Origin of the sequence: Roseobacter sinensis, from assembly GCF_025755255.1 — a bacterium.
Classification (GTDB): Bacteria; Pseudomonadota; Alphaproteobacteria; order Rhodobacterales; family Rhodobacteraceae; genus Roseobacter; species Roseobacter sinensis.
In genome coordinates, this window is record NZ_JALIEB010000019.1 from 43,925 (window position 1) to 70,335 (window position 26,411).

At 62.4% G+C, this 26,411-nt stretch carries 20 protein-coding genes; 6 read left to right on the forward strand and 14 right to left on the reverse strand.

Annotated features, from left to right (window positions below; translation table 11 throughout):
- Position 1: 1 nt before the first annotated feature.
- Positions 2-1,009, forward strand: a complete 1,008-nt coding sequence (locus MUB52_RS20205) for a helix-turn-helix domain-containing protein (protein ID WP_263845976.1) — start codon at positions 2-4, stop codon at positions 1,007-1,009.
- Positions 1,010-1,360: 351 nt separating this feature from the next.
- Here MUB52_RS20205 and MUB52_RS20210 read toward each other — a convergent pair whose 3' ends face one another.
- Together MUB52_RS20210 and MUB52_RS20215 are read right to left on the reverse strand one after the other, a co-directional pair.
- Positions 1,361-1,771 carry a nuclear transport factor 2 family protein gene (locus MUB52_RS20210; protein WP_263845954.1) on the reverse strand — a complete coding sequence of 137 codons (411 nt, stop codon included), beginning with the start codon at positions 1,769-1,771 and terminating at the stop codon, positions 1,361-1,363.
- A gap of 743 nt (positions 1,772-2,514) precedes the next feature.
- On the reverse strand, positions 2,515-3,909 hold the full coding sequence (locus MUB52_RS20215; protein ID WP_263845955.1) for a flavin monoamine oxidase family protein: 1,395 nt from the start codon (positions 3,907-3,909) through the stop codon (positions 2,515-2,517).
- 81 nt (positions 3,910-3,990) lie between these two features.
- Here MUB52_RS20215 and MUB52_RS20220 point away from each other — a divergent pair, with 81 nt between their 5' ends.
- Positions 3,991-4,578, forward strand: coding sequence for a TetR/AcrR family transcriptional regulator (locus tag MUB52_RS20220; protein ID WP_263845956.1), 588 nt, complete (start codon positions 3,991-3,993; stop codon positions 4,576-4,578).
- Between the two features lie 299 nt (positions 4,579-4,877).
- Positions 4,878-6,455 (forward strand): ABC-F family ATP-binding cassette domain-containing protein, encoded by a 1,578-nt coding sequence (locus MUB52_RS20225; protein WP_263845957.1) that lies wholly within the window; start codon positions 4,878-4,880, stop codon positions 6,453-6,455.
- 293 nt (positions 6,456-6,748) lie between these two features.
- Here MUB52_RS20225 and MUB52_RS20230 read toward each other — a convergent pair whose 3' ends face one another.
- Positions 6,749-7,363, reverse strand: a complete 615-nt coding sequence (locus MUB52_RS20230; RefSeq protein ID WP_263845958.1) for a DJ-1/PfpI family protein — start codon at positions 7,361-7,363, stop codon at positions 6,749-6,751.
- Positions 7,364-7,445: 82 nt separating this feature from the next.
- On the opposite strand from MUB52_RS20230, the gene MUB52_RS20235 reads away from it, so the two are divergent.
- Entirely contained in the window at positions 7,446-8,465 is a 1,020-nt protein-coding gene (locus MUB52_RS20235; protein ID WP_263845959.1) for a GlxA family transcriptional regulator, read from the forward strand.
- A gap of 823 nt (positions 8,466-9,288) precedes the next feature.
- Here MUB52_RS20235 and MUB52_RS20240 read toward each other — a convergent pair.
- The 5 genes from MUB52_RS20240 to MUB52_RS20260 all read right to left on the reverse strand — a co-directional run bounded on the left by MUB52_RS20240 (position 9,289) and on the right by MUB52_RS20260 (position 14,763).
- Positions 9,289-9,888, reverse strand: a complete 600-nt coding sequence (locus MUB52_RS20240; RefSeq protein WP_263845960.1) for a histidine phosphatase family protein — start codon at positions 9,886-9,888, stop codon at positions 9,289-9,291.
- Complete coding sequence (locus tag MUB52_RS20245; RefSeq protein ID WP_263845961.1) at positions 9,888-10,946, reverse strand: ABC transporter ATP-binding protein; 1,059 nt, start codon at positions 10,944-10,946, stop codon at positions 9,888-9,890. The genes MUB52_RS20240 and MUB52_RS20245 overlap by 1 nt, the downstream gene beginning before the upstream one ends.
- Before the next feature lie 9 nt (positions 10,947-10,955).
- The gene (locus tag MUB52_RS20250) at positions 10,956-12,701 is read right to left on the reverse strand and encodes an ABC transporter permease (protein WP_263845962.1); all 1,746 of its coding nucleotides are present in this window, start codon (positions 12,699-12,701) and stop codon (positions 10,956-10,958) included.
- A gap of 80 nt (positions 12,702-12,781) precedes the next feature.
- Positions 12,782-13,870, reverse strand: coding sequence for an ABC transporter substrate-binding protein (locus MUB52_RS20255; RefSeq protein WP_263845963.1), 1,089 nt, complete (start codon positions 13,868-13,870; stop codon positions 12,782-12,784).
- Positions 13,871-13,926: 56 nt separating this feature from the next.
- Positions 13,927-14,763: a MurR/RpiR family transcriptional regulator gene (locus tag MUB52_RS20260; RefSeq protein ID WP_263845964.1), complete on the reverse strand. Its 837-nt coding sequence runs from the start codon at positions 14,761-14,763 to the stop codon at positions 13,927-13,929.
- Positions 14,764-14,988: 225 nt separating this feature from the next.
- Here MUB52_RS20260 and MUB52_RS20265 point away from each other — a divergent pair, with 225 nt between their 5' ends.
- The gene (locus tag MUB52_RS20265) at positions 14,989-15,909 is read left to right on the forward strand and encodes a LysR family transcriptional regulator (protein WP_263845965.1); all 921 of its coding nucleotides are present in this window, start codon (positions 14,989-14,991) and stop codon (positions 15,907-15,909) included.
- Between the two features lie 9 nt (positions 15,910-15,918).
- On the opposite strand, the gene MUB52_RS20270 is transcribed toward MUB52_RS20265, so the two are convergent.
- The 3 genes from MUB52_RS20270 to MUB52_RS20280 all read right to left on the reverse strand — a co-directional run bounded on the left by MUB52_RS20270 (position 15,919) and on the right by MUB52_RS20280 (position 22,268).
- Complete coding sequence (locus MUB52_RS20270) at positions 15,919-17,289, reverse strand: HlyD family type I secretion periplasmic adaptor subunit (protein ID WP_263845966.1); 1,371 nt, start codon at positions 17,287-17,289, stop codon at positions 15,919-15,921.
- Positions 17,286-19,034 carry a type I secretion system permease/ATPase gene (locus MUB52_RS20275; RefSeq protein WP_263845967.1) on the reverse strand — a complete coding sequence of 583 codons (1,749 nt, stop codon included), beginning with the start codon at positions 19,032-19,034 and terminating at the stop codon, positions 17,286-17,288. Before MUB52_RS20275 ends, MUB52_RS20270 begins: the two co-directional genes overlap by 4 nt.
- A 63-nt stretch (positions 19,035-19,097) precedes the next feature.
- Complete coding sequence (locus MUB52_RS20280; RefSeq protein ID WP_263845968.1) at positions 19,098-22,268, reverse strand: beta strand repeat-containing protein; 3,171 nt, start codon at positions 22,266-22,268, stop codon at positions 19,098-19,100.
- Between the two features lie 595 nt (positions 22,269-22,863).
- On the opposite strand from MUB52_RS20280, the gene MUB52_RS20285 reads away from it, so the two are divergent.
- Positions 22,864-23,565, forward strand: a complete 702-nt coding sequence (locus MUB52_RS20285) for a hypothetical protein (RefSeq protein WP_263845969.1) — start codon at positions 22,864-22,866, stop codon at positions 23,563-23,565.
- Between the two features lie 239 nt (positions 23,566-23,804).
- On the opposite strand, the gene rplL is transcribed toward MUB52_RS20285, so the two are convergent.
- The 3 genes from rplL to MUB52_RS20300 form a co-directional block, all read right to left on the reverse strand.
- Positions 23,805-24,182 carry a 50S ribosomal protein L7/L12 gene (rplL, locus tag MUB52_RS20290; RefSeq protein ID WP_263845970.1) on the reverse strand — a complete coding sequence of 126 codons (378 nt, stop codon included), beginning with the start codon at positions 24,180-24,182 and terminating at the stop codon, positions 23,805-23,807.
- Positions 24,183-24,253: 71 nt separating this feature from the next.
- Positions 24,254-24,769, reverse strand: a complete 516-nt coding sequence (gene rplJ, locus MUB52_RS20295; RefSeq protein ID WP_263845971.1) for a 50S ribosomal protein L10 — start codon at positions 24,767-24,769, stop codon at positions 24,254-24,256.
- Between the two features lie 543 nt (positions 24,770-25,312).
- The coding region (locus MUB52_RS20300) for a tetratricopeptide repeat protein (RefSeq protein WP_263845972.1) at positions 25,313-26,411 on the reverse strand (1,099 nt) is incomplete at its 5' end.

Here is a 26,411-nt window from a genome sequence, read left to right on the forward strand (position 1 = left end):
GATCAGGTGCGCAACCAAGGCGCACCTCTCGCCCTTTCACTTCCAGCGGCTGTTCTGCGCCTACTTGGGCGAGCCCGTAAAACAATACATCACGGCCAGGCGGCTGGAGGCGGCCGCCCGTGACTTGGCGAAGGCCGAGCATGTCAATCTGCTGCAGACGGCCCTCGACTGTGGTTTTCAGTCCCACAGCGCGGTCTCCAAGGCGTTCCGAGCGCGGTTTGGCATGAGCCCTTCAACGTTTCGCAAAGATCCCGCCGCGGCCCGAAAAGCGCCCGACCCGAGCCGTCAGCTTCTCATTGCCGCGCCACCCCGAGGGATGATCGACCCGGTTGACGTGGTCGATCTGCCCATCTTTCATTTTCAGTTTCGAGCATCCTTCGGCACAGAAGACGGGCGGTTCTTCGCGCGACAAGATCAGGACATCACGCACCAGTTGGAGCGGCTGCTCGCCCAACCGCGCGCGCCCGACCTCTTGGTCATGAGTTGCTTTCCCGACACACCCCAGCAGCTGAACGATGCCGATGCGCCTGTCTTGTTCGGCAGAGCAAGCGCACGCCGTTCGCCGGAATTCCTTGCGAACGTCATGCGGGGGTACCGTCACAACCCGAAACGCTACCCAGCCGCGCTTGCGGAACGGCAGGCGCTGTCTGCGATCATCGATGACTTTTTGGGTGATGCCGCCCTGTGGCTGTTGCCCGTAACCGCTGTCGGTGCCTTCAAGCACATGGCCCCCACAAGCGATCGCAACGGGGTGCGAGACCATGCCACCCCACTCGAGATCAGCAGGCGACCGGCAAACTACTTCGATGCTCTGACATCCTTCGTCACGCCCATTTCGCTGACAGGTCACCCTGTCGTCGCCCTGCCACTCGGTCTGGACAAAAACGGAATGCCGATCGGTGCCCAGTTGATAGGTGGCCAGGGACAGGAGAGGCGTCTGATCCGGTCAGCCAAACGGCTGTGCGACGTGCTGCGGCCACGGGTATGCCCTATGCTTGTGCAGACATAGGAATGAGTGGCAAAAGGATGGGATGACAAATTGCGGCCGGGCCACCCGGCACGCCCGTCTTGCGCCTCATGCGCCGGTCAGGCTTTCACGCGTGACCTCGCGGTGGTGCCGCGGCATTTGCTGATGCCGCAGCGCGCACGCGATCCGGCTGTGCCGGGCGCCGCCGACAGGCTCTGGATCCACAAAGCCGAGTTGCCCCTTGGTCTGCGCTTCACCGAGCCCTGTCGCCAATGCGGGCGTGTTCGACCTCGGCCGCTTTCCAACGCTTAGAGCTTATTCTGCATGATGCAAGGCAGGCGAATGTCCAAGCGAAGTCTCCGCCAAGAACCGGAGGGTGAAACGCGTTGCAGGTCAGTCGCGCGACACCTCGGTCGTCGCCCGTTCTGCTTTGGCCGTCTGAACAGCCGGAATATCCCAGACTTCAGAGACTTTTCCATTGGTGATCCGCCACACCACGACAACGTCGAACGAGATCTCCGCATCGCCTTGTGCAAGCCGATTGCGGCTTTGAACGACCACCAGTTCGTCGCCGACCGCCCAGGCTGCTCGCGGCTGAATAGTGAAGCTGCCGTCGCCGTATGCGCGGACTTTGTGGAAGAAGTCCGCTATGCCGTCGATGCCGCGATAGGATCCCGCCAACTCCGGCGCCTCGGGGTTGAAGACGTGCCAGACCACGTCCGGATGGAACAACTCCGCATTCGCAGTGATGTCGGTGGTGTCTATACTGGCAATGATGTCGATGTTCGCGTGATCGGCCTGCATTGGTGGTCTCTCCATTGGAGTCGTGTGGGGGCCCCGGAAAGAGACCGGTCGTGCGCGGACCGGGCTCTATTGCCAGTGCTTGTCTTTCGCCAGCGCGCCCCGAGCGGTGTGGCCTCGGGCGGCTAGGGGCCAGCGCCGATCCAGCTGTGCATCACTTAGACTGCCAGTGCGGCATCGGACGCAGCGAGCTTGACGACATTGCCCCGCCACGAAGAAGCACTGGCCGTTCTTCGGTCATTCAAACGACCTTCCGCGTTGGCGTGCCGTCAGACATAATGTGTGCGACGCTAGTCGTTCGTAATGGCAACAGAGATCGCGACGGCAATGGCGATCAGGACAGCAAACATCGATCTTTCTTTCCGTTTCATGGGTCAGACCTTTCGGTTTCGGAGCTTGAACTGCAGCAACTGCTTCGGGCGCTGCTCCAGTATCTGGTCGGTCGATAGGGGCCGGGTCGATTGTGCTGTTCTCACGGGCTGCCGGCTCTGACGCGACCATAACCCCCGACGAATGGCCGGCTGGAACCATGCCCTTCTCAAGACGCCGAAAAAGCGCATCTCTTCGCAACTCAAACCGCAGAACTGATGAGGCGCCCGCTACGAACGGGTTCGGGCGATCAGGCGCGGCGACGCATCCAAGGTCCGCCAGCAGATCCTGCAGGTCATCACCCTGAAGATCCCGGCCATCGGCCCAGGGAAACGGGCGGCTGTGCACAGCCCGTGCATGCACGGCGAAGTCAATTGTCATTCTACCGCCTCGCGCAGGTCAGCGGCGATCTCTTGTGCCACCCGGCGCCCGCTGCGAATGGCACCTTCGACATAGCCCGCGAAGGTGTCGTCCAGCTCTGCACCCGCAAAGCGCACGGGGCCGCGATAGGCCGCCAGACGCGCCACGGCATCAGAGCAGCGACCCTGGCGGACCGTGGCATTGTAGCCGCCACCGCTCCAGCGGTCGTCGACCCAAATCGCCTCATCGATCCGCGTTGACTGGGTAGCCTCGGGGCCGAGTACACGGGCCAGATCTTCGAGGAGCAGCCGGTCCCGCTCGGCGCGGTCGAGCGCAGCACGTGCGCGCGCCACCGGGCCACCGAGACAGGCAGTCAACCGCGCGTCGCCAGCTATGTCATAGCTGGTATCAACCAATTCGAGGCCAACGGGCTCTGCGAAACTAGCGGCACCGCTCAGCCCCTTGAGGCGCCAGAAAGCCCGGTCGTAGACCAGCGTCGTCTTGATCAGATCGCCCGCTTCAAAGGCCTGCAAAAGGTGGCGCACATCGGTGTTTGCGTCGGTTTGCATCTCGACTTTCCGCGCCACGGGGGGTGGCACGGCGACGATGACGCGACTCGCCAAAAAGGAGCGCCCCCTTGCGACGACCCGAACGCCGGCCTGCTCGGGCGTGATCCGCATCACCGGGGTGCCGAGGATCGGTCGGCGCGACAGCTTCACGACAAGCTGATCGATGATGCGCCCCATCCCGGCCGGGAAGTGAAACTCCAGATCGCTGCGCTCGGACCCGTAGGCCCGCAGACTTGCGCGCAACGCGGCGGCATCAAGGTCCTCAGGTGCGGCGCCATATTGCTCGCTAATCATTGTCCGGGCGATGGCATCGTCTTCGTCGCACAGCAGCAGCCGGTCCATCGCCGCGCTCAGGCTGCGCGCCGGCGCCGATCGGCGGGATGTGGCCCAACGAACCCCCCGCCGGGCTTCGCCCAGATCCTCCCAGGGTGTGCTCCACCAGCGATAGAGGGACCACACGGATCGGGCGATATCCGTAGGAGATGACCAGTTCAGGGCCTGTTCTTGAAGGAGGGCCTCGAGCTCGACGGCAGAGATCAACGCCCCCCGCGGCAAGACCTCATCTTTCGTCACACATAAGGCTTCGCCGGTCACCGGCACGGGCGTGCAATGCAAATCAGCCTCGGCCGCGAGGGTGAGAACGGATGTCATGTCTCCATTGACCATCTGGGCGCCCCGCTCGAACGGAATACCATCTGGGCGCGCAACGCTGTGCGCCCGGCCGCCAAGCCTCGATTGTGCTTCCACGAGCTGACAGTCGACCCCTTGGGCCGCCAACTCGGCGGCGGCTGCGAGGCCGGCAGCCCCACCCCCCACGACCAGAACCTTGACATCAGGCACCATACCAAGCCCTCATAGATTGCTGAGCACTCGCTCAACTGAGCAGGTGCTCAATTTTACGCACCGTGTCAAGAGGAGCTACCGATGAAACGCATGTCAGGCGAGGCCCGACGCACACAAATCGTCGACGCCGCGCACGCTGTCATTCTCGAGAAAGGGCTGGCCGAGGCCGCCACGCGCGATGTCACGCGCCGGCTCGGCGTCGGATCGGGCCTGCTCCACCACTACTTCAAGACGTGGAAGTCCTTGCGTGCTGAGGTTGTGCGCGTGTTCATCACCAAGGAAATCGAACAGCTGGAGCAGACACTGGCCGCCGCAGCGCCCGACCGGCTTGCGGCCGCGGTCGTGGATTGGATGGTGCAGGACCCGGCCTTCCGCCATTGGCGGCTGTGGCTCGACGCCATTGAAGAAGCTCGCCGTGACCCCGATCTGGCCGAAGTTGTCGAAGCCGGGTATCTGCGCTGGCAAATAACACTTTCGACCCTTGTTGAACGAATCGTCGCGGCGGGCCACGGCACCTGTCCGCAGCCGCAAGATGCTGCGTGGCGGATCTCGGTGCTCATCGACGGGCTCGTTGGCTTGCTCGCCTTTGACCGGACGCCGCTGACCACTGAGGAGGTACGGCGGCTGCTTCAGACGCAACTGGCCATGGAGTTGAGCGGGGCATCTTGAAAATAGGCCTGCCCCGTGCCCTTCACCGGGATTTCAGGAGCCGCTGACGTCATGCAGTCAAGCATCGCCAGTCTGGTGGCCCTGGCGACCACTCCCGAGATCTGTGCAGATCTTCGGTGCCGCGCGCTGCCCGCCCTTTGGAGTCCAGCAAAGCGCGCAGGTATCGCCGGACCGCGCATATTGAATTCTCACCAAATCAGAACTAGGTAACACTCTAGACACCAACACGGAAACAAGACGATGGACAACGTACTCGCGATCTGACCGCCCCTCAGTTTGCCTCACCGCGAGTATTGCCTATGCCTTTCGTCGTTCTGGCCAACTTGAGTTGGCACACCCCCGATGGTACGTCTCTCTTCACCGATCTCGACCTTGTTTTTGCAGCGCGGCGCACAGGCCTCGTTGGGCGAAACGGCGTCGGCAAAACAGCATTGCTGCGCCTGATCGCCGGTGAGGTCGCACCCGCGTCCGGGACGATCACCCGTGCAGGGTCGATCGGGTTCCTCCGTCAAAACCCGGAGCGATGTCCAGATGGCACGCTGGCCGACCTCTTCAACGTCAATGATCAACGCGCAATTCTGGCGCGCGCAGAAGCGGGTGTGGCCACGCCACTGGAGCTTGCGGACGCCGACTGGACGCTAGAGGCAAGGCTTAGGGCCGCACTTGCGAGCATGGGGCTCAACGGCTTGCCCCTCGAGACGCCTTTGCGGCTGTTGTCGGGCGGACAGCGCACTCGCGCGGGTCTCGCCGCGCTGTTGTTCAAGGCACCTGATGTACTTCTTCTGGACGAACCGACGAACCACCTCGATCACGCGGGCCGGTCGCAGGTCATCGACGCACTGCGGGCTTGGCAGGGATGCGTGATCGTGGCAAGCCATGATCGCGCGTTGCTGGCCGAGATGGATGCGATTGTCGAACTGACATCACTCGGGGCAAGCACATATGGCGGAAACTACGATGGATATCGCGAGATGAAGCGGGCCGAGTTGGCCTTGGCCGAAGGCGCGCTGGCCCGCGCCGAGCGGGCACTGGTGGCGACCGATGCCCGCGCACGCCTTGCGGCCGAGCGCAAGGCGCGGACGGACCGGCACGGCCGTCGGTTGCGCACATCCGGCAGTCAGTCGAAGCTCGTGCTGGACGCCGCGAAGGAGCGGAGCGAAGGATCCGGTGGGGCCGCCGCGCGGCGACAAGCGCGCAGGACGGATGAGGCGAAAGCCGCGCTCGACGTGGCACGAGAGGCGCTTGAAGTCCTTCAGCCGCTCGCGATGAACATTCCCAAGTCCGGATTGGCAAGCGGCCGCGATGTCTTGCAAGTGGAGAATTTGACCTTCGGGTACGAGAACGGTCAGCCCGTCCTTCAGGACGTCTCCTTGGCCATACGCGGCCCCGAGCGCATTGCGATTGTGGGGCCCAACGGTTCTGGGAAGTCGACACTTCTGGCCTGTGTTGCAGGTCAACTGGAAACCCGTGCCGGACAGGTCGCATTACACGTACCGGCAGCGCTGCTTGATCAAGACATGAGCCTCTTGAACCCGAATGAGACCGTGCAAGAGGCCTTTGCCCGCCTCGATCCGGATGCGAGCGAGAACCAGAGGCGGGCCGTTCTTGCATGTTTCCTGTTTCGAGGGGATGACGCCCTGCAAGAAATTGGGACGCTCAGCGGCGGCCAGCGCTTGCGTGTCGGGCTGGCCTGTACCTTGGGGCACAGCCTACCGAAGCAACTGCTGGTCCTGGACGAGCCCAACAACCACCTCGACATTGAGGCGCTGAAAACACTCGAAGCAGCGCTCAACGCCTATGACGGTGCGATCCTCGTTGTCAGCCATGACACAACATTTCTGGACCGCATCGGCGTCACGCGCAGCTACTCGCTTTGAGGTCTCGGCGCCAGACGCTCACAATCCTCGCGCGCCGCACCCCCATGAATGGGATGCTTGACCGATGCGCGGGCCTCAGCAACCCGGCAGCCATCCGTGATCGAATGAGCCATGGACCTCGGCATATCGCTACGGGGCGCAGGGCGGGCCGGACGACCCATGCCGCGACCAGCAGATTGCCTGTCAGTCGGGTCCGGAGGCTCGGTCGGGAAAACAGGTGCATCCTCAAATCGTTGCTTGAAACCGCACATGAGATGGTGCGTTGGCCGTTGCGACAGTCCGCAGGGCGCCTGTCACTCTTGACCAAGTCCGCACTTATCGGCGAACGGATCCCAACTCGGATCACGGTGCCACTCATATTCCGATCCGTCTGCCATCCAGTCTGCAGCCTCCTGATCGAGCACATGCGCAATGGCGGCAAGGGCCATATCCATGCCGGCCGACACACCCGAGGATGTGAAGAACTTGCCGTCGTGCACCCACCGAGCCTTCTCGACCCAGTCCACCCGCGGCACGAGAGGCACCGTATCTCTGAAATCGATCTTGTTCGTCGTTGCGCGACGACCATCAAGCGCACCGGTCAGCCCCAAAAGGATACTGCCCGTGCAGACGGTCATCACATACTCGGCCTGGCGGACCGTCTCGCGAATCCAGGCCATGGCCTCGGGGCGCTTTGCAACGTCAAGCGCGCTGTCGCCGCCGGGGATCAGCAGAAGATCATAAGCGCCACCGGTGTGGATGGTTGTGTCGGGAAGGATGCGTTGACCGTGACGCGTGACAACAGGCTCGTCGGTCTCCGCGACCAGCGTCAGCGAGATCCTCTCCGCGAAGCCGCCCAGGAACTCGATCGGCCCAAAGAGATCCAGCGTTTGCACCCCCGGAAAGACAAAAACTGCCAGCGATTTCATCTAGATTACCTCCTTCAATCGCGCCAAATCGACGACCGTTCCGCCCTAGACTACGCCGATTTGGCTTGGCACAAATGCCAACATGGAGTCCTTTTCTGCCAAACCTTCCGACCAGACGCGTGATGACAGTCAGACACCTCACCAGATTGTCTTTGTCGTCTATCCCGAGATTGCATTGCTCGATCTCGCGGGTCCGTTGCAGGTGTTTGCCTGGGCCCGGTGCAAGAACACCGGCGCGCTTGCCTATCAGCCAAGCATCGTGTCGCGCGGTGGCGGTCAGATCCCGACCGACACACTGCTTACGGTCGAGACCGAGGACATAGACCTCTGGGCTGACAAGCATATCGACACAGTGATGGTGATCGGTGGCGACGGTGTCTATGAGGCCGCCACGGACGCGACATTCGTCGCCAAAATTGCAGCGCTGGCCGCGCGCGCCGACCGTGTCGCCTCGGTCTGTTCCGGGGCATTCCTGCTTGCGTCGGCTGGCGTGCTGAAAGGCCGGCGGGCCGCGACGCATTGGGAGGATGCAGACCGGCTTCGGGCCGCCTTTCCCGAGACTTGCGTGGATATCGAGCCCATCTACATCAAGCATGGCCATATCTGGACGTCGGCGGGTGTCACGGCAGGCACAGACATGGCACTTGCCATCGTTGCCGAAGACCTTGGGCCGGAGGTCGCGCTCGATCGGGCGAAGGCGCTGGTTACCTACATGGTGCGCCCCGGTGGGCAGTCGCAGTTCAGCCCGGCCCTTGAACGCCAACGACTGGATCGCTCCAACAGGTTCGACAGGCTGCACGGGTGGATCGGCGACAACCTGACGCGCGATCTGCGAGTGGAAGATCTGGCCGAGCGAGAAAACATGAGCCTACGCAGCTTTTACCGGCTCTACCGTGACAAGATGGGCGTCACCCCAGCGCGGGCCGTTGAAAAGATGAGAACGGAAGCCGCGCGGGACATGCTGGAGTCGACCAGATTGAGCATGAAGAAAATCGCCGTTCGATGCGGTTTCAAAGACGAAGCGCGGATGCGCCGTGCCTTCAGCCGGACATTGGGTGTATCGCCCAGTGCATATCGGCGCCGGTTCCAGATCGTGGCATGAGGCCGCGAGCGGGCGGTATCAGCCGTGGCTGCAACCGCGGTCGCTTTGAGAGCGGAACGGTGAGGTGGCAGCATCTTCTGCGTGAGAACGTCGGTTGTTCCATGACCCCCCTTGTGACGGCCCTTGCCCATTTTCTCGGCGCCCGGCTTACGAGACATCCCCCCCGGAGTCTCGATCAGCTGGAGCCGCATCTCAAGCTCCAGACGCCAGCGCAGCGACACATTCGGCCGCGAGGTCAATACGGTGCCCGTCATGTGCCCTACCCATCAACGGTCAGGTATCCGATGTCTGCCCAAATAGAGCGGACGCGCGCTGTGCTTCCGGAACGATGCTTCGGGCCCCTCACATGGTCCGGATCACGAAGGAAGCCGAACGGCCGACGGCCAGCGCCACTGACCTTAGGAGGACTCGCTTGTCAAAGAGGCCGAAGATAACGGCGACGTGCCGCTGGATCACCTCGACGCCCAGCTCGAGCCGATGACAGTCAGCCCGCAGCGACGGCTCTTGATAGTGATATCTGCCGTGGCCTTTGCGATCTACCGGATCGCAACGACCTGCATTGCTAGGGCACACTGCTACCGCAGGGCAATGGAGACCCGCGCTGTGGACTGACAGGGGCCATCTCCCTTGATCTTGCGGAGATCGGTCGGCGAACGAGCGCGGGGCTATGCAATCCGGGTCAAGGATGTCCCGCGACGTGGCGAGGCCCGTTGCGGCGACAAAGGGCGGTATCTGGTCTTGTTCGGTCAGACAAAGAATGCCTTGGGAGGCAGGCCTGCATCTTCGAACAGCACCCAAAGGGTCAGTGAGGACACGGATGCCATCAATCGGGCGCTCCAAAATCCAAATTGTCGGGGCGGTAGTTGAAAAGCTCAAGCCGCGCCGACGTGTCCTTGCCAAGCCGCAGGGCGCTCAGACTTGCCGGGGCGACGGGTATGATATGGGACGGGTGAAGCCCGATGTAGCGTTGCAGCAGCGCTCGGATCACGCCACCGTGGCAGACCACCAGAAGATCCCTGCATGGCGTGCGACACTCCTGCTCGATCACGGCCGTGACCCGGTCGGTGAAGCTGGCCCAGCTCTCGCCCCCCGGAGGCACGTGGGTGCCCGCTCGCCAACCCTGGTAGGCCTCATCATCGTTGGCCTGGATGTCTTCTATGGCGCGGCCCGTCCAGTCGCCCACGTCGATCTCGCGCAGATCTTGGGTGAGCCGCGGTGCAGAAACTCCCAGCCGGTCGCCGGTCTCGCGGACACGCTTGAGGTCTGAGGACACAACGCGACACGGCGTAATCGCTTCGATGACGGGACGGAGCATGTCCGCCTGAGCCCGGCCGAGCTCCGACAGACCGATATCGGCCTGTCCTTGAAGCCGCCGCGCCGCATTCCATTCCGACTGTCCATGGCGGACCAGAAGCAACCGCATCAACCGATCCTCTCGCCGTCGGGCCCGAACCAGCTGTCCGGTTCGGGTGGCAGGCGGAATTGGACGGTGTCGCCGATCCGGGCGGTGGGCGCGCGGTCGACGATCGCCGTCAATCGCAGCCCGTCACGAAGCCCCGTGACCATTGTTCGCCCCGCAATGGCCGTTGTCTCGACAAGCTCCATGGGCAGCGTCATGCCGCCTTCTCTATCACTGAGCGTCATGTTTTCGGCCCGGAACATGGCCAGGCAGTGATCGGCAGGCGCTGATAGGGTCATGTGCCGACCTCCGACCCTGTAGCCGGCGCCGTTCCTGACCACCGGCACCACGTTTTTGGGCGGTGTGCCGACAAAGGTTGCCACGAACGCTGTCGCGGGGTGGTCAACCAGATCGGCAGGTGGCCCGAACTGCTGCACGCGGCCCTCATTCATCACCGCGACATGGGTGGCCATGGTCATCGCCTCGATCTGGTCATGGGTGACATAGACCGTGGTTGCCCCGGTGGCGCGGTGCAGGCGCATCAGTTCCGTCCGCATCTCGACGCGCAACTTGGCATCGAGGTTCGAGAGCGGTTCGTCGAAAAGCAGAACCGAAGGCTTGGGCGCAATCGTACGCGCGATGGCAACCCGCTGCTGCTGTCCGCCCGATATCTCGTTCGGATAGCGGTCGGCGAGCGGCGCTATATCAAGGAGCTCCAGCACCTCGCGCACGCGCGCAGCACGGTCGGCTTTCGGCATCGACATGACCTTGAGCGGCCACTCGACATTCCCTCGGACCGACATGTGCGGCCAGAGCGCGTAGGATTGGAACACCAGCCCCGAGTTGCGCTTGGCAGGGTCGACCGACCAGTCCCGATCCCCGTCCGAGACGGTCTGCCCGTCAAAGACGATCTGGCCCGCAGAGGGCAGCTCAAGCCCCGCAAGCATGCGCAAAAGCGTGGTCTTGCCGCAGCCAGACGGCCCCAGCAGAACAAGGAACGCGCCGTCAGGGGCGGAGATCGAAACGTTCGTGACTGCCTCGAAGCTGCCGAAACGTTTGGTGAGATTGCGTATGTCCAGCATGAGAGACCTTCAGTTTTGCAGCCAGGGCTGGGATTTGGTTTGCAGACGGCTGGCGATCAGCGTGGCTGCAATGGAGATGAACAGGATCACCACGGTGATCGCGTTGGCAAACTGTGCGAACCCTTCCGAGGCGTAGCGATAGGCAACCACCGACAAGACCGGCATCGTCGGTGTGAACAGCAGCACGACCAGCGACAGATCGCGGACGATCTTCACGAAGATCAGGATGCCGCCGGCGGCGAGCCCACGGATCGCCAAAGGGACGGTGATCGCGGCGAGCCGGCGGGCGAAACCGGCACCCGTGATCCGCGCACTCTCCTCAAGCTCGCCGCCCACTTGCTGAATGACGGCCCGCCCCGTCTGCACCGAGAAGGGCAACAGGTAAGCTGTCGCAGCGATCACAAGGAGCGCAAAGGTGCCATAGAGCGCGGGAAACGGACCGATCGGCGCGCCAAGATAAGCAATATATGCAGCCCCGAAGGCGATACCGGGCACAAGCAGCGGGAGGAAGCTGATCTGCGTGATCGCCGCCGACATCCAGCCCGCGCGGTAGCGCGCCGTCGTGTAGGAGGCCAGCAGCCCCACGAACATGCCCGTGAAGGCCACCGCAAGGCCGAGCCCCAGAGTGATCGTGAGTGCGCGGACGATATCTTGGTTATAGGCAATCCCCGGGATACCTTGCGCGAACGACGGGTTGCTCTGACCGATCCAGTAGTGCAGCGTCCAATCGGAGAAGAGATTGGCCGACGACGGTGCGAGACTTGAGGCGGTCAGTACCGCGACCGGCACCACGGTCGAGGCAAGCAGGATCACCATGGCGATTGCAAAGAGAGGCCAGCGCGCCCCGCGCAGATCAAAGCGCTTGGCCCGCCCGCCCTTGCCGGTGATCGTGGCGTAGGAGCGGCGCCCCGAGACGATCCGGTTACCGGCCCAGAGGAAGGCGGCCGAGATCAGCACCAGCAGGATACCGATCACATAGCCGCGCCCGACCTGCCCGACCTCGATCATGCCGAACAACCGGGTGGAGAGCGTCTGCATCCGCACCGGCAAGCCCAGGAGCGCAGGTGTGGCAAAGTTCGAAACGGCACCCGCAAAACACAGCGATCCGGCAGCCACCAGCGCCGGCGTGGTCACGGGCAGGATGATCCCCATCAGGATGCGCCGCCCCTTCGCCCCTGCGATCTGCGCGGCCTCGACGAGGTCCGAGTTCACGGTGGCCAGTGCGGCCGCGATGATCGTGAAGGCCAGGCTGAAGTAGTGCAGCGTGAGCACGATCAGCGTGGGCACCATGCCCCAGGCCAGCCAATCCGGAATGTCGAGACCCATGCCCTGCAACCAGCCCACCTGCCCGCCCACGCGGTCGTTGCGGAAGAGAGCGCCCCAGGCCAGTGCCGCGGCGAAGGACGGGATCATGAAAGGCAGCGTCGCCATGACACCGATGGTCTTGCGGAAGGGCACGTCCGTCATCACCACAAGCCAGGCGAGGAACCCGCCCAGCAACACACAGCCCGTCGCCACAACCACGCCGATCAGGAGCGTATTGCCGAGCGGCTTGTAGAACAGGTTCGTCGACAACCGCCCGCTCAGCACGTCCGCCCAGGCCTGGATCGTGTCCGGGTGCAGCGTGAAAAGCACCGTCCGCAGAAGCGGCAGGACGATCAGCGCGATCAGGATGACGAGCACTGCGACCTTGAGTACTGTGCCTTGCCGGAAAAAGACGCGTCGTCCCTGTCTGCTCACGGCTGTGTCTGCCATCGAGGGTCTCCTCGCCAACTTGAAGGCAATGATTGCACGGGCAGGCGGCCGCCGCTCTCGCCCGGTCAGAGGGAAACGCGTTACTGAAGGGTCAGGATCAGGTCGCCGACCTCGGCCCGGAGTGGTGCTGTCTTCGCCGGAGCGATCCGCCAGGCCCTGAAGGCGTCGAGCGGGACGGCATCGGGATGCGGTGGAATATCTGTCCGCGTGACGTAATCCCCCGCGACGTAGAAGGGCGCGAGGCCCGGACCTCCGGTTTCAGTTTCGTCAACCATCAGGAAATCGATGACGAGGCGTGCCGCCGCGGGGTTCTGAGGCTCGGCCGCAAGCGCGAGAACGGCTGGAAAGATGATACCTGGTGCGGGCTCGACCCCATTGGCAACCTGCAATGCCCATCCTTCATCCGCGTTGTCACGGCGGTCGGAGTAACTGGTGAAGCCCACCGGTGGGTTGTCCTGTCCCATCGCGCCCACCGCCACGTTCACATCGTCAGTGGAGCCGACGAGGATCAGATCGTTTGCGAACAGGTCGACGATAAAGCGTTCGCCGGCATTGGCGGCGCCGTCGAGACCGATGGCCTGTCCGAAGTGCACCTCATACGCCGCGGCCATCTCATCCGATCGCAAGACGATCTCGGTCATGAGGTCGAGGTAGTCACCGCGTTGAAGCGGATCCACCATTACGACGCGGCCGCGCCAGTCCTCTGTCGTCAGTTGCCACAGGTTGGTCACGGGGGCGCCATCCGGATGGGCGTCTTCGTTATACATCAGAACCTTGGTCGACAGCCGCTGCGCGAGAAGCGGGCTCTGGTATTCCGCCGGTACCCGGTCAGCCACGCGCGGCGGCACGTAAGGCGCGATGATGCCGGTTTCCAGAAGCTCGGTCAGCACGACCGGCGTATCCGAGATATAGATCACATCGGCATTCGTGACCCCCGCCTGGGCCTCGGCGCGAAGCCGCGCGATCTGCTCGGTCGAGGAGATGTCAAAGCCTTGCAGGTCGATGCCGGGGTAAGCCTCTTCAAAGGCCGCCTCGACCCGACCAATCCGGCTGGTGAATGAATAGACAACGACGGTCCCCTCCTCTTGCGCGAGCGGCAGAAGCCCGTCGGGACCCAATTCATCTAGATGGCCATCGGCCAGCGCAGCCGTCGACAGAAGAATAGCCATCGCGCCGACGCACGTTGCAGTCAGACCCTTCATTTGATCCCCCCTCGGGTTCTATGTCATTCAAACCGCTCGATCAGCTGCCCCAGCCGGTCGAGCGTCTTCAGCGACTCGTCTTTGCCAGTAAGCCCGGCGGCTATGACAACCGCGTTACAAACCGTCATCGGCACCGTGAGGGTCTGGAACGCATCGGGATCCCCTGATCGCGGCGCGGCCAGCAGATGGTCGGGTTTCGGCGTGAGCAGCGCCCCCGATTTACCTGATATCGTGATTGTCGTTGCCCCCGCCTCGCGGGCCGTTTCAATCAACGCGGCATATCCGCGTGGCGCGCGTCGGAAGGCAAAGCTGAGCACGACATCGCCCGCGCTGATCCCCAAAAGCTGTTCCGCAAGACCCCGTGGATCTGCATCAAGATGCTGGACCTGCTTGCCGAAGCGGCGGAACCGCTTGACCATCATCAGCGCCAGCACTTCTGCGTTGCCATAGCCGTAGATGAAGATCCGGCCGGCCCGCATCAACAGACCTGCGACTTCCGCGATCTGGTCCGCCGTGATGAATTCCTCGACCCTGCCGAGCGCTTGTGCTTCCTCGCGCGCCAGCTTGCCGAGAATGGTCTCCGATGTGCTGGTGGCGATCGTCTTCTCGAACCGCGTCGCGGTCTCGTGCGTGGCGATGAACTCCTCTCGCAAGGCATCGCGAAAGGACGCGTAGCTTTCAAATCCGAGTTTCTTTGCCAGTCGTGAGGCCGTGGCCTCATGTACCCCGACGGCCCGCGCCAACGCGCCTGCGGTGCCAAGCGCGGCAGCCGCGGGCTTTTCGATGACCGTTTCCACCAGCCGACGCTCACTTGGCGTCAGGCTCGGCGCCTGATCCGAGATTTTCTCAATGAGAGACATTAAGTTCCCCAAGACTAAATGCAGAAATACTTGCATGATTCTGTAGTTTCTGCAAGAATTCTTGCAGACATCTCACGAGAACTTGGGTCTGCTCAGACTGAAGTCGCCGCGCTTCGCGCGAAGCGCGGCGGTGCATCTTCAGGAAGACGTGAGATGTGGTGAAGCATTCTTCCTATCACGCGACAGCTCGTCTAAGTGAACGAGGCCGATATTTCGCGAGACCTTATGAATCTGAGAGATCTGGAGTACGTCGTAGCGGTCGCCAAGCGGCGCAATTTCAGCGCTGCTGCCGAAGACTGCAACGTCTCGCAGCCCGCCTTGTCGAACCAGATCAAGAAACTCGAGCGCGAGCTGGGCACTGATCTGTTTGTCCGGCTGAGCGGCGAGGTACGTCCAACAGCTCTTGGCCAAAGGGTGGTTGGTATCGCCCAACAGATGCTGACCGGTGCGCGTAAGATCAAGGATGCAGCGACCGAATTCCGCGACCCCGAGGCCGTACCTTTCACCATCGGCCTGACGCCGACCCTGGCGCCCTATCTGACCAAATACTTCTCGGACTTGTTCGACACGCTCTTTCCGAAGATGCGGGTCACGATGATCGAAGACCTGCCTCAGAACATGTTGCAGATGGTCGAGGACTACGCCCTCGACGTGGCCCTCGTCGCGAAGCTGAACCACAACACAGCACTGGAGTTCACGTCGATCTGGGAAGAGCCCCTGTTTCTGGCGATGCGCAACGGTCACCCGCTCGAGACGCTGGAGACCATCCAGCCGGAGGAGGTGCCGGTGCACGACTTCATCCGATTGCCGCATTCGTTCGGTTACGAGCTCGAGGCGCGCCTTCCAACGCCCGACGCCGCCTCACGGGCGGCAAAGAAGTTCGATCTGACTGCGCTGCGCTTTGAGACGATTTGCCGGCACATTTGCCATTCGGACGACTGCACCATCATCTCCGCGCTCGCCGCAGAGCAGTTCCGGCAGGACCAGTGGCCATTGTCCTTCATCCCGTTCCAGGCACCCGGAAACCTGCGCAATCTCGGGGCCGCGTCACGCCCGAACTACCCCAGGAAACCTCTGCTCGCGAAGATCGGACACTACATCCGGGACAATCCGCCAAAGGGCGTCACGCCCACATTCCGGGCGTGACGATGGGGTCTACTCGATAAAGGTGCGCGCCAGACGATCGCTCAGGGGCTGCGCCAGATAGCTGAGTGCCGTGCGTTCGCCCGTGCGAACAAAGAGATCCGCCGGCATGCCCGGCACGAACTCAAGTGCGGCCACCTCCGCGCTCTGCTCATCATCGAGTTTGACCCGCGCAAGATAGTAGTACTGCCCGGTCCGTTCATCCTCGAGACTGTCCGCCGAGACATCGACGATCCGCCCCTCGGCTTCCGGTACATCGCCCTGATCGAAGGCCGAGAGGCGCACGCGGGCGCGCTGACCGACGTGCAGCTTTTCGATATCCGCCGTGTTCACACGCGCCTCGACCACCAGCGGCTGGTCGACCGGCACGATGTCGAGGATCGGCGCCCCGGGGCGCACCACACCGCCGGTCGTGAACACCGTCATCTCGACCACCCGGCCGCTGACGGGCGCGGTGATGGCAACCCGCTTCAGACGTTCGGATGCACCGATGAACTGCGGCTCGAGCGTGGCAAGCGTCGCGTTGATCTGCGCCAACTCGGTGGACGCAGCCTCTTCCCGCAGGGTCTGCGTGCCGATGCTTGCCAGCCGCAGCTCGCTGATCTGGTTGCGGGCCTGCGCCTCCTGGCTGAGCAGCGAGGCCTCCACGCCGATCAGCCGCTCGACCTCGACGCGGCGCGCATTCACGCGGGCCGCAGCCACCAGCCCCTTGTCGAGAAGGGTTTGCAGGTTGCCGAGCTCCTGTCGTGTGATCTCCAGCTGACGGGTATTGGACGCGCGCTGCGCCGCGAGCCCGCGCATCTGGTCCTCGTGGTTCGCAATGCGTTGGCCAGTCAGTGCTTCCTCGGCCTCGCGGGACCGTCGTTCAGCCTCAAAGAGCAGCTGCTGCGTTGCAAAGGTATTCGCCCAGACGTCGCGATCGAGTGTGACGCGCAACGCCCCGGCGACATCCGCCGTCTCGAAGGCCGTGGCGCCCTGCAACTGGGCCATCAGCCGGGCGCGCCGCACGGTGAGGTCGCCGATCTGGCTTTCGATGACGTCCAGATCGACGCCCAGGTCGGTGCTGTCCAGTTCGAGCAAGGTCTGACCCGCTTCGACAAGATCGCCGTTTTTGACAAGGATGCGGCTGACAATACCGCCATCAAGGTGTTCGACGGTCTTGCGGTTGCCTTCGACGACAAAGCTGGCCTGGGCGACGACAGCGCCATCCAGTTTGGAGGCCGTCGCCCAGTAGGCCGCCCCGCCGATGAACCCCAGGACGGCAAGCAATCCGAAGGTCACGAAGCCGGTGATCCGGGGGCCGGACGCCTGCGGCTCCACGCGGTTGTCGTCGTCGAGACGCAGAACCGTGTTCTGGCGGGCGGGTGAGAGTGCGGTGGTCATTGTGTTGCTCCTCGTTCGGCGGGCCGCTGCGCCCGACGGGCGGCCAGTTGTGCAGTGGCTGTCTGGGTCATGGGGGTCGCCTGCTGACGCGGACGCAAGATGTCGTCCTTGTCGCCGAACCCCGTCTGTGTGCCTCGCGTCAGGGTCAACACCTTGTTGACGGCTTCGAGCGTGCTTGGGCGGTGCGTCATCACGAAGGTGATCGCCCCACGGCCGCTGGCACCGCGAATGACAGTCCGAAGCGCCAGCTCACCCTGCGCATCGAGGTCCGAGTTCGGCTCGTCCAACACCAGGACGAAAGGGTCGTCATAGAGCGCGCGTGCCAGCGCGATCCGCTGGCGTTGCCCGCCAGAGAGATGAAAGCCCGTGCCCAGTTCGGTCGCATATCCGTCGGGCAGGCTACTGATCAGGTCATGCACGTCTGCTGCGACGGCTGCGGCGAGCACCTTGCCGTCGTCGATCGTCGTCGAAAACCGCGCGATGTTGTCGCGGACGGTGCCATCGAAGAGCTGCACGTCCTGCGGCAGATATCCCACGAAGCGGCCCAGCTCTTCCGGGTCCCATTTTGCCATCGGTGTGCCATCCAGGCGGATGACCCCGCGCTGCGGCATCCAGATACCGGCCAGCATCTTGGCCAGCGTCGACTTGCCGGACCCGCTGTGCCCGATCACCGCCAGCACATCCCCGGCTTGCAGCGCGAATTCGATCCCGCCGATCGTCGCGGTCTGCGCCAGCGGCGGGCCGGCCTGTGCGATGGTCGCGTTCAAAGAAACTTGTGGACGCGGCAACGCCAGTCGTCTGGGAGGCTCGGGATAGGTTTCCGACAGCGCCCGTAGGGTCTTGTACGACCCCCGGGCGGCCAGGAAGGTGCGCCACTGACCAATGAGTTGATCGATGGGCGCCAGCGCCCGGGCCAGCACGATTGTGGCAGCAATCATCACACCGGCCGTGGCCTGGCCAGTAATCGCCAGCGCCGCACCCAGTCCCAGCATACCCGACTGCAAGGCCATGCGGACCGTCTTGGACATCACCGAAAAGCTCGCCAGCCGGTCCGAGACCCGGGATTTGAGGTGATGCGCGTCGTGTTGCAGAGCTGTCCAGCGCCGGGTGAGATCACCAGTCATACCCATCGCGTGGACAAGATCTGCGTTTTGCTCGCTCGACGTGAACAGTCGGTCGGACCTCGCGCGTGCGTCGCTCGCCTCCTGCATTACATCCGCCGCGCGTGCGTTGTTGACCAGCGCCATCAGGGTCAGAAGCAGCGCACCAGCAAGACCAAGAGCGCCCAGATAGGGGTGCAAGATATAGAGCACACCCAGATAAAGCGGGATCCATGGTGCATCGAAAAAGGCAACCGGTGTCGGCCCGGAAATGAAATCCCGCAGGCCGTTCACGTCGGCAGCGGGCGTGTCGGCGCTGGCCTTGCCCTGCACGCGGCGGCGGATGGAGGATTGCAGGATCGGCGCACCGATCTGGAGTTCGAACCGCGCGCCAAGGCGGCTCAGGATCCGCATCCGGATAAGGTCGAGCAGGCCGGTCACCAGGAACACGCCGCCGAGCAGGATGCTCAGGGCAATCAGCGTGTCCATGTTCTGGCTGGTCAATACGCGGTCGTAGACCTGCAACATGTAAAGAGGGCCGGCCAGCATCAGCAGGTTCAAAACCATGCTGAAAAAGCCGACCGCGACAAAGCCGCTGCGCAGCTTGCGCCAGGCGGATGTGACGGTGGATCTTTTCTGAAACATCTTGGTGATCTCTTTTAAGGGTGAAGAGGTGGCGACGAACGCCGCCACCTCTGGTCAGACCGATCAGGCGATGAAATCGCTTTCGGTGTCGAAGCTGTCGACGCCGGCCAGCAGCACGGAGCCGTTGTTGCCGAGGGTCAGCAGCGTGCCGCCGTCCACGGCTTCGACCGCCAGTTCGGGTCCGAAGTCGGGGCCGAAGTCGGAGAAGTCCAACCGGTCGACGCCGCTTTCGAAGTCGCTGATCGTGTCGTTGCCGAAGAGCCCGCTGAAAGCAAAGGTGTCAGCGCCTTCGCCGCCGATCAGGATGTCGTTGCCATCCTGACCGTTCAGCAGGTCGTCGCCGTCTTCACCCGACAGGGTGTTGTCGGCATCCGACCCGATGATGACATCGCCATCACCCGACCCGATCACATTCTCGATCGAGCTCAGGACGTCGGTTTCGATCACCTCGTCGATGACATCGAGGCCCGAGACACCGATGCTGGCCGCACCGTCGACGGTGGCACCGGCATCGACCAACGTGTCCTGCGCGATGGGACCGTTGATCCCGGCAGGCGCATTGTGCAGGTGGATCGCAGAGGCCACACCCGGAGCGGGCGTCTGCAGGTCGGCCTCATTGAGCCCCGTCACAGTCAATTCGGACGAATAGACCACGTCGCCGTCTTCGGTGAAGCGGATCGTGACCGTCGCTTCGCCCGTGGCCGCGCTGTCCGAGGTGGGTCCGGGCTCCTGGCTTGCATCCAGCGATCCGGCGAGCTCAATCACGCGGTCGTGCCCCGTGCCGGTGTCGCTGACGACCTCCAATTGGCCACGGATCTCCCCTGCGAGGAACTCCGATGTGTGGATGTTGTAGTAGAGGTTCCCCGCGAGGGCCTCGGCCACGAATCCGGCAGCATCGTTGATGTTCGCCGTGGGTTGCAGCGACGCTCCGACAACGACGTCCTGCACCGAAACGGAGAACCCGGTTTCACGGGTCGCCGTGCCGTTGCCGGTCGCGCCAAGGTTCACGGTCACCGCCACATCCTGATCCGAGAAATCAGCCGTGTCGATCCCGTCGCCGCCGTCGATGAAGTCGTTGCCAAGGCCGCCGACAAGGATGTTGTCGCCCCGGCCGGCGATCAGAACATCGTCGCCCGCGCCGCCATCGACGACACCGTTGATCTGACCGAGGTCCACAACGATGTCGTCTCCGGCACCGAGCAACACGTTACCATTTACCAAACCTTCGTAGTCGTTGACGAATGTGACGTCGCCTGCGTCGGTCGCGTCGATGGCGTTCACCGTGCCGGTGATCTCGCCTTCATTCACGATCGCACCCAGCAGGGTCAGGCCGCCGTCGATGCGGATCCCTGCCGCGACCTCGCTGTTCGCGGAGCCGGCGATGACACCGTCGTTCTGCACAAGGCCGGCGAAGCTGGCGTCGTCCTGATCACTGAAGAGGCGCAGGCCATCACCGATGGTGTTCCCGTCAACCGCGTCGCCGCGCCCTTGCAGGATGCCTTCGTTGAAAACCGCCACCGAGACGACATCGCCGTCCACATCGCCGGTTTGCAGCGACACCGCTGAGCCGTTGTTGCCGATCCCGGCATCCACCAGACCTGTGTTCGTGAAGGTGTAGTTGTCCGCAGTGGCATCGGCATAGACGGTGCCGTTGCGCTGGTCGCCGGTGCCGAGGATGGCCCCGGAGTTCTCCACCTCGAGGCCTTCGCCGTCGATGTTGAGCGCGCGGCTGCCCGACGACACCACGCCGGAGTTCACGAACGACCCGCCCGTGTGGTCGCCGGTGCCGAAGTAGACCCCGTTCTGAACGCCGGCGATGGTACCGGAGTTGGCCAGCGTCCCCTGAAAATTGACGCCGTTGACGACGCGGAGACCCGCAACAGTGCCATTGGCCCCTTCCGAGAGGATCTCGCCCGAGTTGGTGATGGTCGCATCGGTGGTGCCTTGATTGCCCACATTGCCGATCCGGACGCCGTCCCCGGCAAGCGGTGCGCCGGCAGCCGCATTTCCGCGGCCCTGGATGATACCGTCGTTGTCCAGCTCGAATGTGTTTGACCCATCAGCGGCCCCGCCGACCTCGACCCCGAAGCCCGAGCCCTGGTTGCCTTCGCCGGCGTCGATGGTGCCAGTGGCCAGGTTCGAGACCGTGAAGTCGTCCGCCGTGCCATCTGCATAGACCGTCCCGTTGCGCTGATCCGCCGTCCCGAGGATGTCGCCGCCGTTGATCAGATCGACGCCGGTGCCGTCGATGTTGACCGCACGGCTGTCTGACTGGATGGTGCCGAAGTTCAACACATCGAGGTCATGCTCGGCCTCACCGATGTAGAGACCGTTGCGCACCCCCTCGATCACACCGGTGGAGGTGTTGAGGATACGGCCCTCTGCCGCCAGACCATCGGCAACGCGGATGCCGGCCGCTGTGCCCTGGTTGCTCTCCGAGGAGATCAGGCCACTATTGACGATGTCGGTGTCGGAGACGGCTCCGTCGGCACCGTTGTTCAGGCGGATGCCGTCACCCGCACCGGGCGTGTTCGACGCCGCCTGGCCCCGGCCTTGAATGGTCGCCCCGAAGCCATTGAAAACGGTGTTCGACACGATGTCCCCCGCCTCGTCGCCAACCTGAAACGAGATCCCAGCACCATCATTTCCGTCGCCTGCATCGATCGTGCCACCCGCGAAGTTCGAAATACTGACGTCTTCAGCCGTTGCATTGGTGTAGATGGTCCCGTTGCGCTGATCATCCGTGCCCAGGATATCGCCGAAGTTGCGGACGCTGATGCCCTGGCCCTCGATCTCCACGGCCCGGCTGTCGGACGAGATGACACCGCCGCGGAAGTTGTCCAGTGTGCCCGAGCTGTTCGCGCCGCTGAATTCGACACCGTTCAACGCGCCGGCAATGCTGCCGAAGTTGCGGATATCGGCGCTCGACCCGTCGGTCACCTCGACATCGGTTGCGGCAGCGCCATTGGCCGCGATGCTCCCGGTGCGGAAGTTGAAAACCTGAACATCCTCGGCCTCTACCGACACCGCGGACGGGGCGCCATTGGTTTCAACCTGGCCGAAGTTCAGGAACCGCGCGGCGTCGTTGTTGAGAACGAATGCCGGTGTGTTGTCGACAAGGGTACTCTGGAAAAAGCCGTTGGTCAGGGTCTGTCCATCACGAACGGTTTCTTGCGCCAGTGTAGACGTTGTCAGCAGCCTGGCACGCAAGCTGGCTAGGATTTCGGAAAGCATGGGTGATCTCCACCTGAGTTTTGGTTTCAGCGGAGATCAGACCGAAGCTGTGGCCTCTCCGCCGCCTTACCAAGTGCAGACACCGCCCGGGCATATGAAATTTGTCCTTTGAATGCCCGCCATAAGGACGGGAAATAATCACGGGCTTCGTGAAATCCGTTCAGAAAATTCGTATTCAAAACAGGAATTTGGACGTTTCCGATCTCGAGGCAGAATTCATTGAGTAGCAGGTGTTCACAAAGGAGTTTGCGAAATTGAACGGATTAGGCGCGATCAACCGGCGCTCGGACCAGGGCCTTCGCGTTACCGACGCGCTACAAAAAAGGTCCCGATGGCCCGGTCAAAGCATCTGGGCACGACCGTGTCGCAATGGGCGGGCACGCAGGCACGCGCCATGGACGCCGATTGACGACGCCCACGCTCCGCCTTAAACGCTGCGCCCATGGAAAACACGATGCGCTTCACAATCCTCTGGTGGCTGCCCTCCTGACTTGGCGGCTCGATAACTCATTCCAATCCGAGGCCGCCGCACGGGCGGCCTTTTCGTTTTCCAAGCGTCCCGATGCGGCACCTCCGTCTCAACGAGGACACCCTTATGACCAAACCCATCATTTTGACCGGTGACCGCACAACCGGACCGCTGCACATCGGCCACTATGCCGGCTCGCTCAGAAACCGTCTGAGGTATCAAGACAGCCACGAGCAGTTTCTGCTTTTGGCAGACACGCAGGCGCTGACCGACAATACCCACAATCCCGGCAAGGTGCGGCACAATGTGATCGAGGTCGCGCTCGACTACCTGGCGGTCGGGATCGATCCGAGCCGCACGACGATCTGCCCGCAGTCTCACCTTCCCGCCCTTGCCGAACTCTCGATGCTCTATCTGAACTTTGTCACGGTCTCGCGGCTTGAACGGAATCCGACCATCAAGGACGAAATCCGCGCGGCGGTGCGGGCGATGTTCACCGATCCGAAGCACGTGCGGGCGGAAGACCCCGGGCAGATCGAAGGCAATGTGGTTTTCAGCTACCTGGACGCCTTCGATGAAGATCAGGCCGGTCTGGCCGAGATCAAGGCGCAATACCAACGCGGCGGGCTCGGCGACGGCAAGGTCAAGGCGCGGTTGGAAGATATCCTGCAAACCCTCATTGCGCCGATCCGCCAAAGACGGGCGCAGCTGTCCAAGGATCGCGCCTATGTCCTCGATGTCATCCGGAGGGGGACCGCCCGCGCCCGCGCGCGCACGGAGGCGACGAAGCGAGACGTCATCGAGGCGCTCGGACTATTCCGGCTCTGAAGCGGCGGCCTAGGTGAATTGTCCTCTGGCGCGTTGCTATGCCTACCAGGAGAGGCGCCACGAAACGAGGGGCGTGGCCGTCGCAGTACGACCCAGCTGCAAGACAGGGCCACATGTGATTGCGACATTAGCGGGGGGTTGGGCGTGAGGGCACTGACGACCCGCGTGGGCTGATGTCAGACCAACCAAAAAAAGCGCCCCGTTTCCGGAGCGCCTTTCCATCTTCAAAAGCGTCAGGCTTAGGCCAGTTCGACCTCGGCGCCAGCTGCTTCCAGCTTGCCCTTGATCTCTTCGGCTTCGGCTTTGTCGACGCCTTCCTTGATCTTGCCGCCGGCTTCGACCAGGTCCTTGGCTTCTTTCAGGCCCAGACCGGTGATGCCGCGTACTTCCTTGATCACGTTGATCTTGGAGGCGCCTGCGTTTTTCAGGACAACGTCGAATTCCGACTTCTCTTCCTCAGCGGCACCGGCGTCGCCGCCAGCAGGACCAGCCATCATCACTGCGCCGCCAGCGGCGGGCTCGATGCCGTACTCGTCCTTGAGGATGGTTTTCAGTTCTTGCGCTTCAAGCAGGGTCAGACCAACGATCTCTTCTGCCAGTTTCTTCAGATCAGCCATGTTTAGCTCTTTCCGTTACGATATGTGTGTTCCAACGCCGCGCATCCAGCACGACGCCGATATGACGTTGCTTATGCCGCCGCCTTGTCCTCGATGGTGGACAGGATGGAGGCAATGTTGCTGCCTGGTGCGCCAATGGCCCCGGCGATGTTCGATGCAGGTGCCCCGATGCAGCCCACGATGGAAGCGATAAGCTCCTCGCGCGACGGCATTTTGGACACGGCTTCGACACCGGATGCGTCCAACGCGTTCTCACCCATGGCACCGCCAAGAATGACGAACTTGTCATTGCCCTTGGCATAGTCCTGAGCAACCTTGGCCGCAGCCACAGGATCCTCAGAGAAGGTCAGAACGGTCATACCCGACAGAAGGTCAGCGATGCTTGCGCATGGCTTGCCCTCAAGGGCGATCTTGGCGAGCCTGTTCTTGGCAACACGCACAGACCCGCCCGCTTCGCGTGCCTTGGCGCGCAGGTCCTGCATTTCAGCAACTGTCAGACCGGCGTAGTGGCTGACCACAACGACGCCAGAGCTTTCAAAGATCTGGCCGAGTTCGTCGACCAGCTGTTCTTTTTGTGCTCTATCCACAGTTTCACTCCAATTGTGGACGGGTTGCCCCGCCCGGCTCAGTTTACACCGGATCACTCCGGCAGTTTTGGTCCTCGAAACAACGGGCCAGAACCGCCAGAGGCTCAACGGTTGAACATCTGGAGAGTAAGTCTGTTCCCATCTCAGGCAGGATTTATCGGAATACTCCGACCCACCGTCTCGGACGAAACCCAGCAGCACACGAATCGACGTGCACCGCCAGTGGATTGCGTATAAGGGGGAGTGGCCTATCGGACAAGGGCTCTTGTGCGAGGTACTCCGAAGGCTAGCTGAGCGGGACTTTCCGGACATTGGATTTGCGGCATTCGCTGACGCAGCATTCGCTTAATCGTGCAGTAGGTGTGCTGTTGCGAAGCAACGCATGTCGTGCAAAGCGGTCATCTACACGTCGGACCAAGTGGTAGCTCTGGAGCGGCTTCCCAAACCATTCGCGCGATGTGGTAGTAACAGCCGAAAACACACAGCACGGTCAATATGTGACCTAGCCAATGCGCGGCATAGCTCAGACAAAGCATCTGCAGTTCATTTCGAAGTCGATTGCACGCGTTTCAAATCTACGCCCGGTGCGCGATGTAGCAATGACGCGGGATACTGCCGGTCTTCCAATAGTTGCTGCACCGTGAAACCGGGCTCTAACCTGAGCAGGCACTGAATGATACGCTGCGCCTCAAATTCATCACCAAGGCCGGCAAGCAATGCCAATAAATATCGTAGAGGCGGACGAAAGTTCGGGTTTTGTGCCGCACAGCCTTTTAAGCACTCAACGGCCTCATCCAAACGCCCTGTCATCATAGCGGCTGCGAAAACCTGCAGATCCCACCAGAACCTTATAGGCGACTTCGCGGTCAGGTAGCGCCCCCGCAACGCCTCGCGGTAGGACTGCTCAACCTCTCTGGCATATAGTTTGGACGAACTGAGCGCCCACCATGCCATCGGGTTGTACGGATTAATATGTACCGCGCGATCAGCGAGTTCCAATCCGCGCCGCGCGTCCATCCGCAGAATATGTTCTGCGTTAGAACACAAGGCCAGCACCATTGAGTTGTTGGGTTCCAGTTCAAGCGCACGTGCCGAGTAGTACTCCCCTTCCGCACGCAGTCCCTGAAGATCATTGTCATACATCTCTACGCGCTGAATTGTGCGCACCTGCGCAAGCCAGGCCCAGTAGAGACCTCGGCTTTCGACACTTTGCGCTTTACGGAAAAGGCTTTCGGCCTCGGCCACATCGTGTGGAGTGAAAGCGAACAAATGACGAATCCCGGCAAGGCAGGATGCATCTGCGGGCGCAGTTTGCGCGCGCTTTGGCGATGCCAGGTACTCCCCCAGCGCATCTGCAAGCTCTGCGCCAAGCTGAACAATGGTCGGGTGATGCCTGGACCCTTGTGTGCTCCTTTCGATCACTCTGTGTTGTGACCAAATCTGTTGACCAGCCGATCCGATCATCAGTGTTGCACGCAGACCTGCTGTGTCAGTCGCAATGCTTCGGCTTCTGAGTTGAAGTCGCAAGGTCGCATGAGATGCGGCGTCAAACTCGAATGCGACGTTAGGGTCAGGACTCATAACCAATAGATGACTGTTGCTGCGAGAGCGATTGCGGAGAGGAAGACCTTCGGACATCGGT

What these genes read in the sequence shown, in the direction of transcription:
- MUB52_RS20210 (WP_263845954.1), bottom strand. Translation starts at nt 1,771, where the DNA reads ATGCAGGCCGATCACGCGAACATCGACATCATTGCCAGTATAGACACC.
- MUB52_RS20215 (WP_263845955.1), bottom strand. Translation starts at nt 3,909, where the DNA reads ATGGTGCCTGATGTCAAGGTTCTGGTCGTGGGGGGTGGGGCTGCCGGC.
- MUB52_RS20220 (WP_263845956.1), top strand. Translation starts at nt 3,991, where the DNA reads ATGAAACGCATGTCAGGCGAGGCCCGACGCACACAAATCGTCGACGCC.
- MUB52_RS20225 (WP_263845957.1), top strand. Translation starts at nt 4,878, where the DNA reads ATGCCTTTCGTCGTTCTGGCCAACTTGAGTTGGCACACCCCCGATGGT.
- MUB52_RS20230 (WP_263845958.1), bottom strand. Translation starts at nt 7,363, where the DNA reads ATGAAATCGCTGGCAGTTTTTGTCTTTCCGGGGGTGCAAACGCTGGAT.
- MUB52_RS20235 (WP_263845959.1), top strand. Translation starts at nt 7,446, where the DNA reads ATGGAGTCCTTTTCTGCCAAACCTTCCGACCAGACGCGTGATGACAGT.
- MUB52_RS20240 (WP_263845960.1), bottom strand. Translation starts at nt 9,888, where the DNA reads ATGCGGTTGCTTCTGGTCCGCCATGGACAGTCGGAATGGAATGCGGCG.
- MUB52_RS20245 (WP_263845961.1), bottom strand. Translation starts at nt 10,946, where the DNA reads ATGCTGGACATACGCAATCTCACCAAACGTTTCGGCAGCTTCGAGGCA.
- MUB52_RS20250 (WP_263845962.1), bottom strand. Translation starts at nt 12,701, where the DNA reads ATGGCAGACACAGCCGTGAGCAGACAGGGACGACGCGTCTTTTTCCGG.
- MUB52_RS20255 (WP_263845963.1), bottom strand. Translation starts at nt 13,870, where the DNA reads ATGGCTATTCTTCTGTCGACGGCTGCGCTGGCCGATGGCCATCTAGAT.
- MUB52_RS20260 (WP_263845964.1), bottom strand. Translation starts at nt 14,763, where the DNA reads ATGTCTCTCATTGAGAAAATCTCGGATCAGGCGCCGAGCCTGACGCCA.
- MUB52_RS20265 (WP_263845965.1), top strand. Translation starts at nt 14,989, where the DNA reads ATGAATCTGAGAGATCTGGAGTACGTCGTAGCGGTCGCCAAGCGGCGC.
- MUB52_RS20270 (WP_263845966.1), bottom strand. Translation starts at nt 17,289, where the DNA reads ATGACCACCGCACTCTCACCCGCCCGCCAGAACACGGTTCTGCGTCTC.
- MUB52_RS20275 (WP_263845967.1), bottom strand. Translation starts at nt 19,034, where the DNA reads ATGTTTCAGAAAAGATCCACCGTCACATCCGCCTGGCGCAAGCTGCGC.
- MUB52_RS20280 (WP_263845968.1), bottom strand. Translation starts at nt 22,268, where the DNA reads ATGCTTTCCGAAATCCTAGCCAGCTTGCGTGCCAGGCTGCTGACAACG.
- MUB52_RS20285 (WP_263845969.1), top strand. Translation starts at nt 22,864, where the DNA reads ATGACCAAACCCATCATTTTGACCGGTGACCGCACAACCGGACCGCTG.
- rplL (WP_263845970.1), bottom strand. Translation starts at nt 24,182, where the DNA reads ATGGCTGATCTGAAGAAACTGGCAGAAGAGATCGTTGGTCTGACCCTG.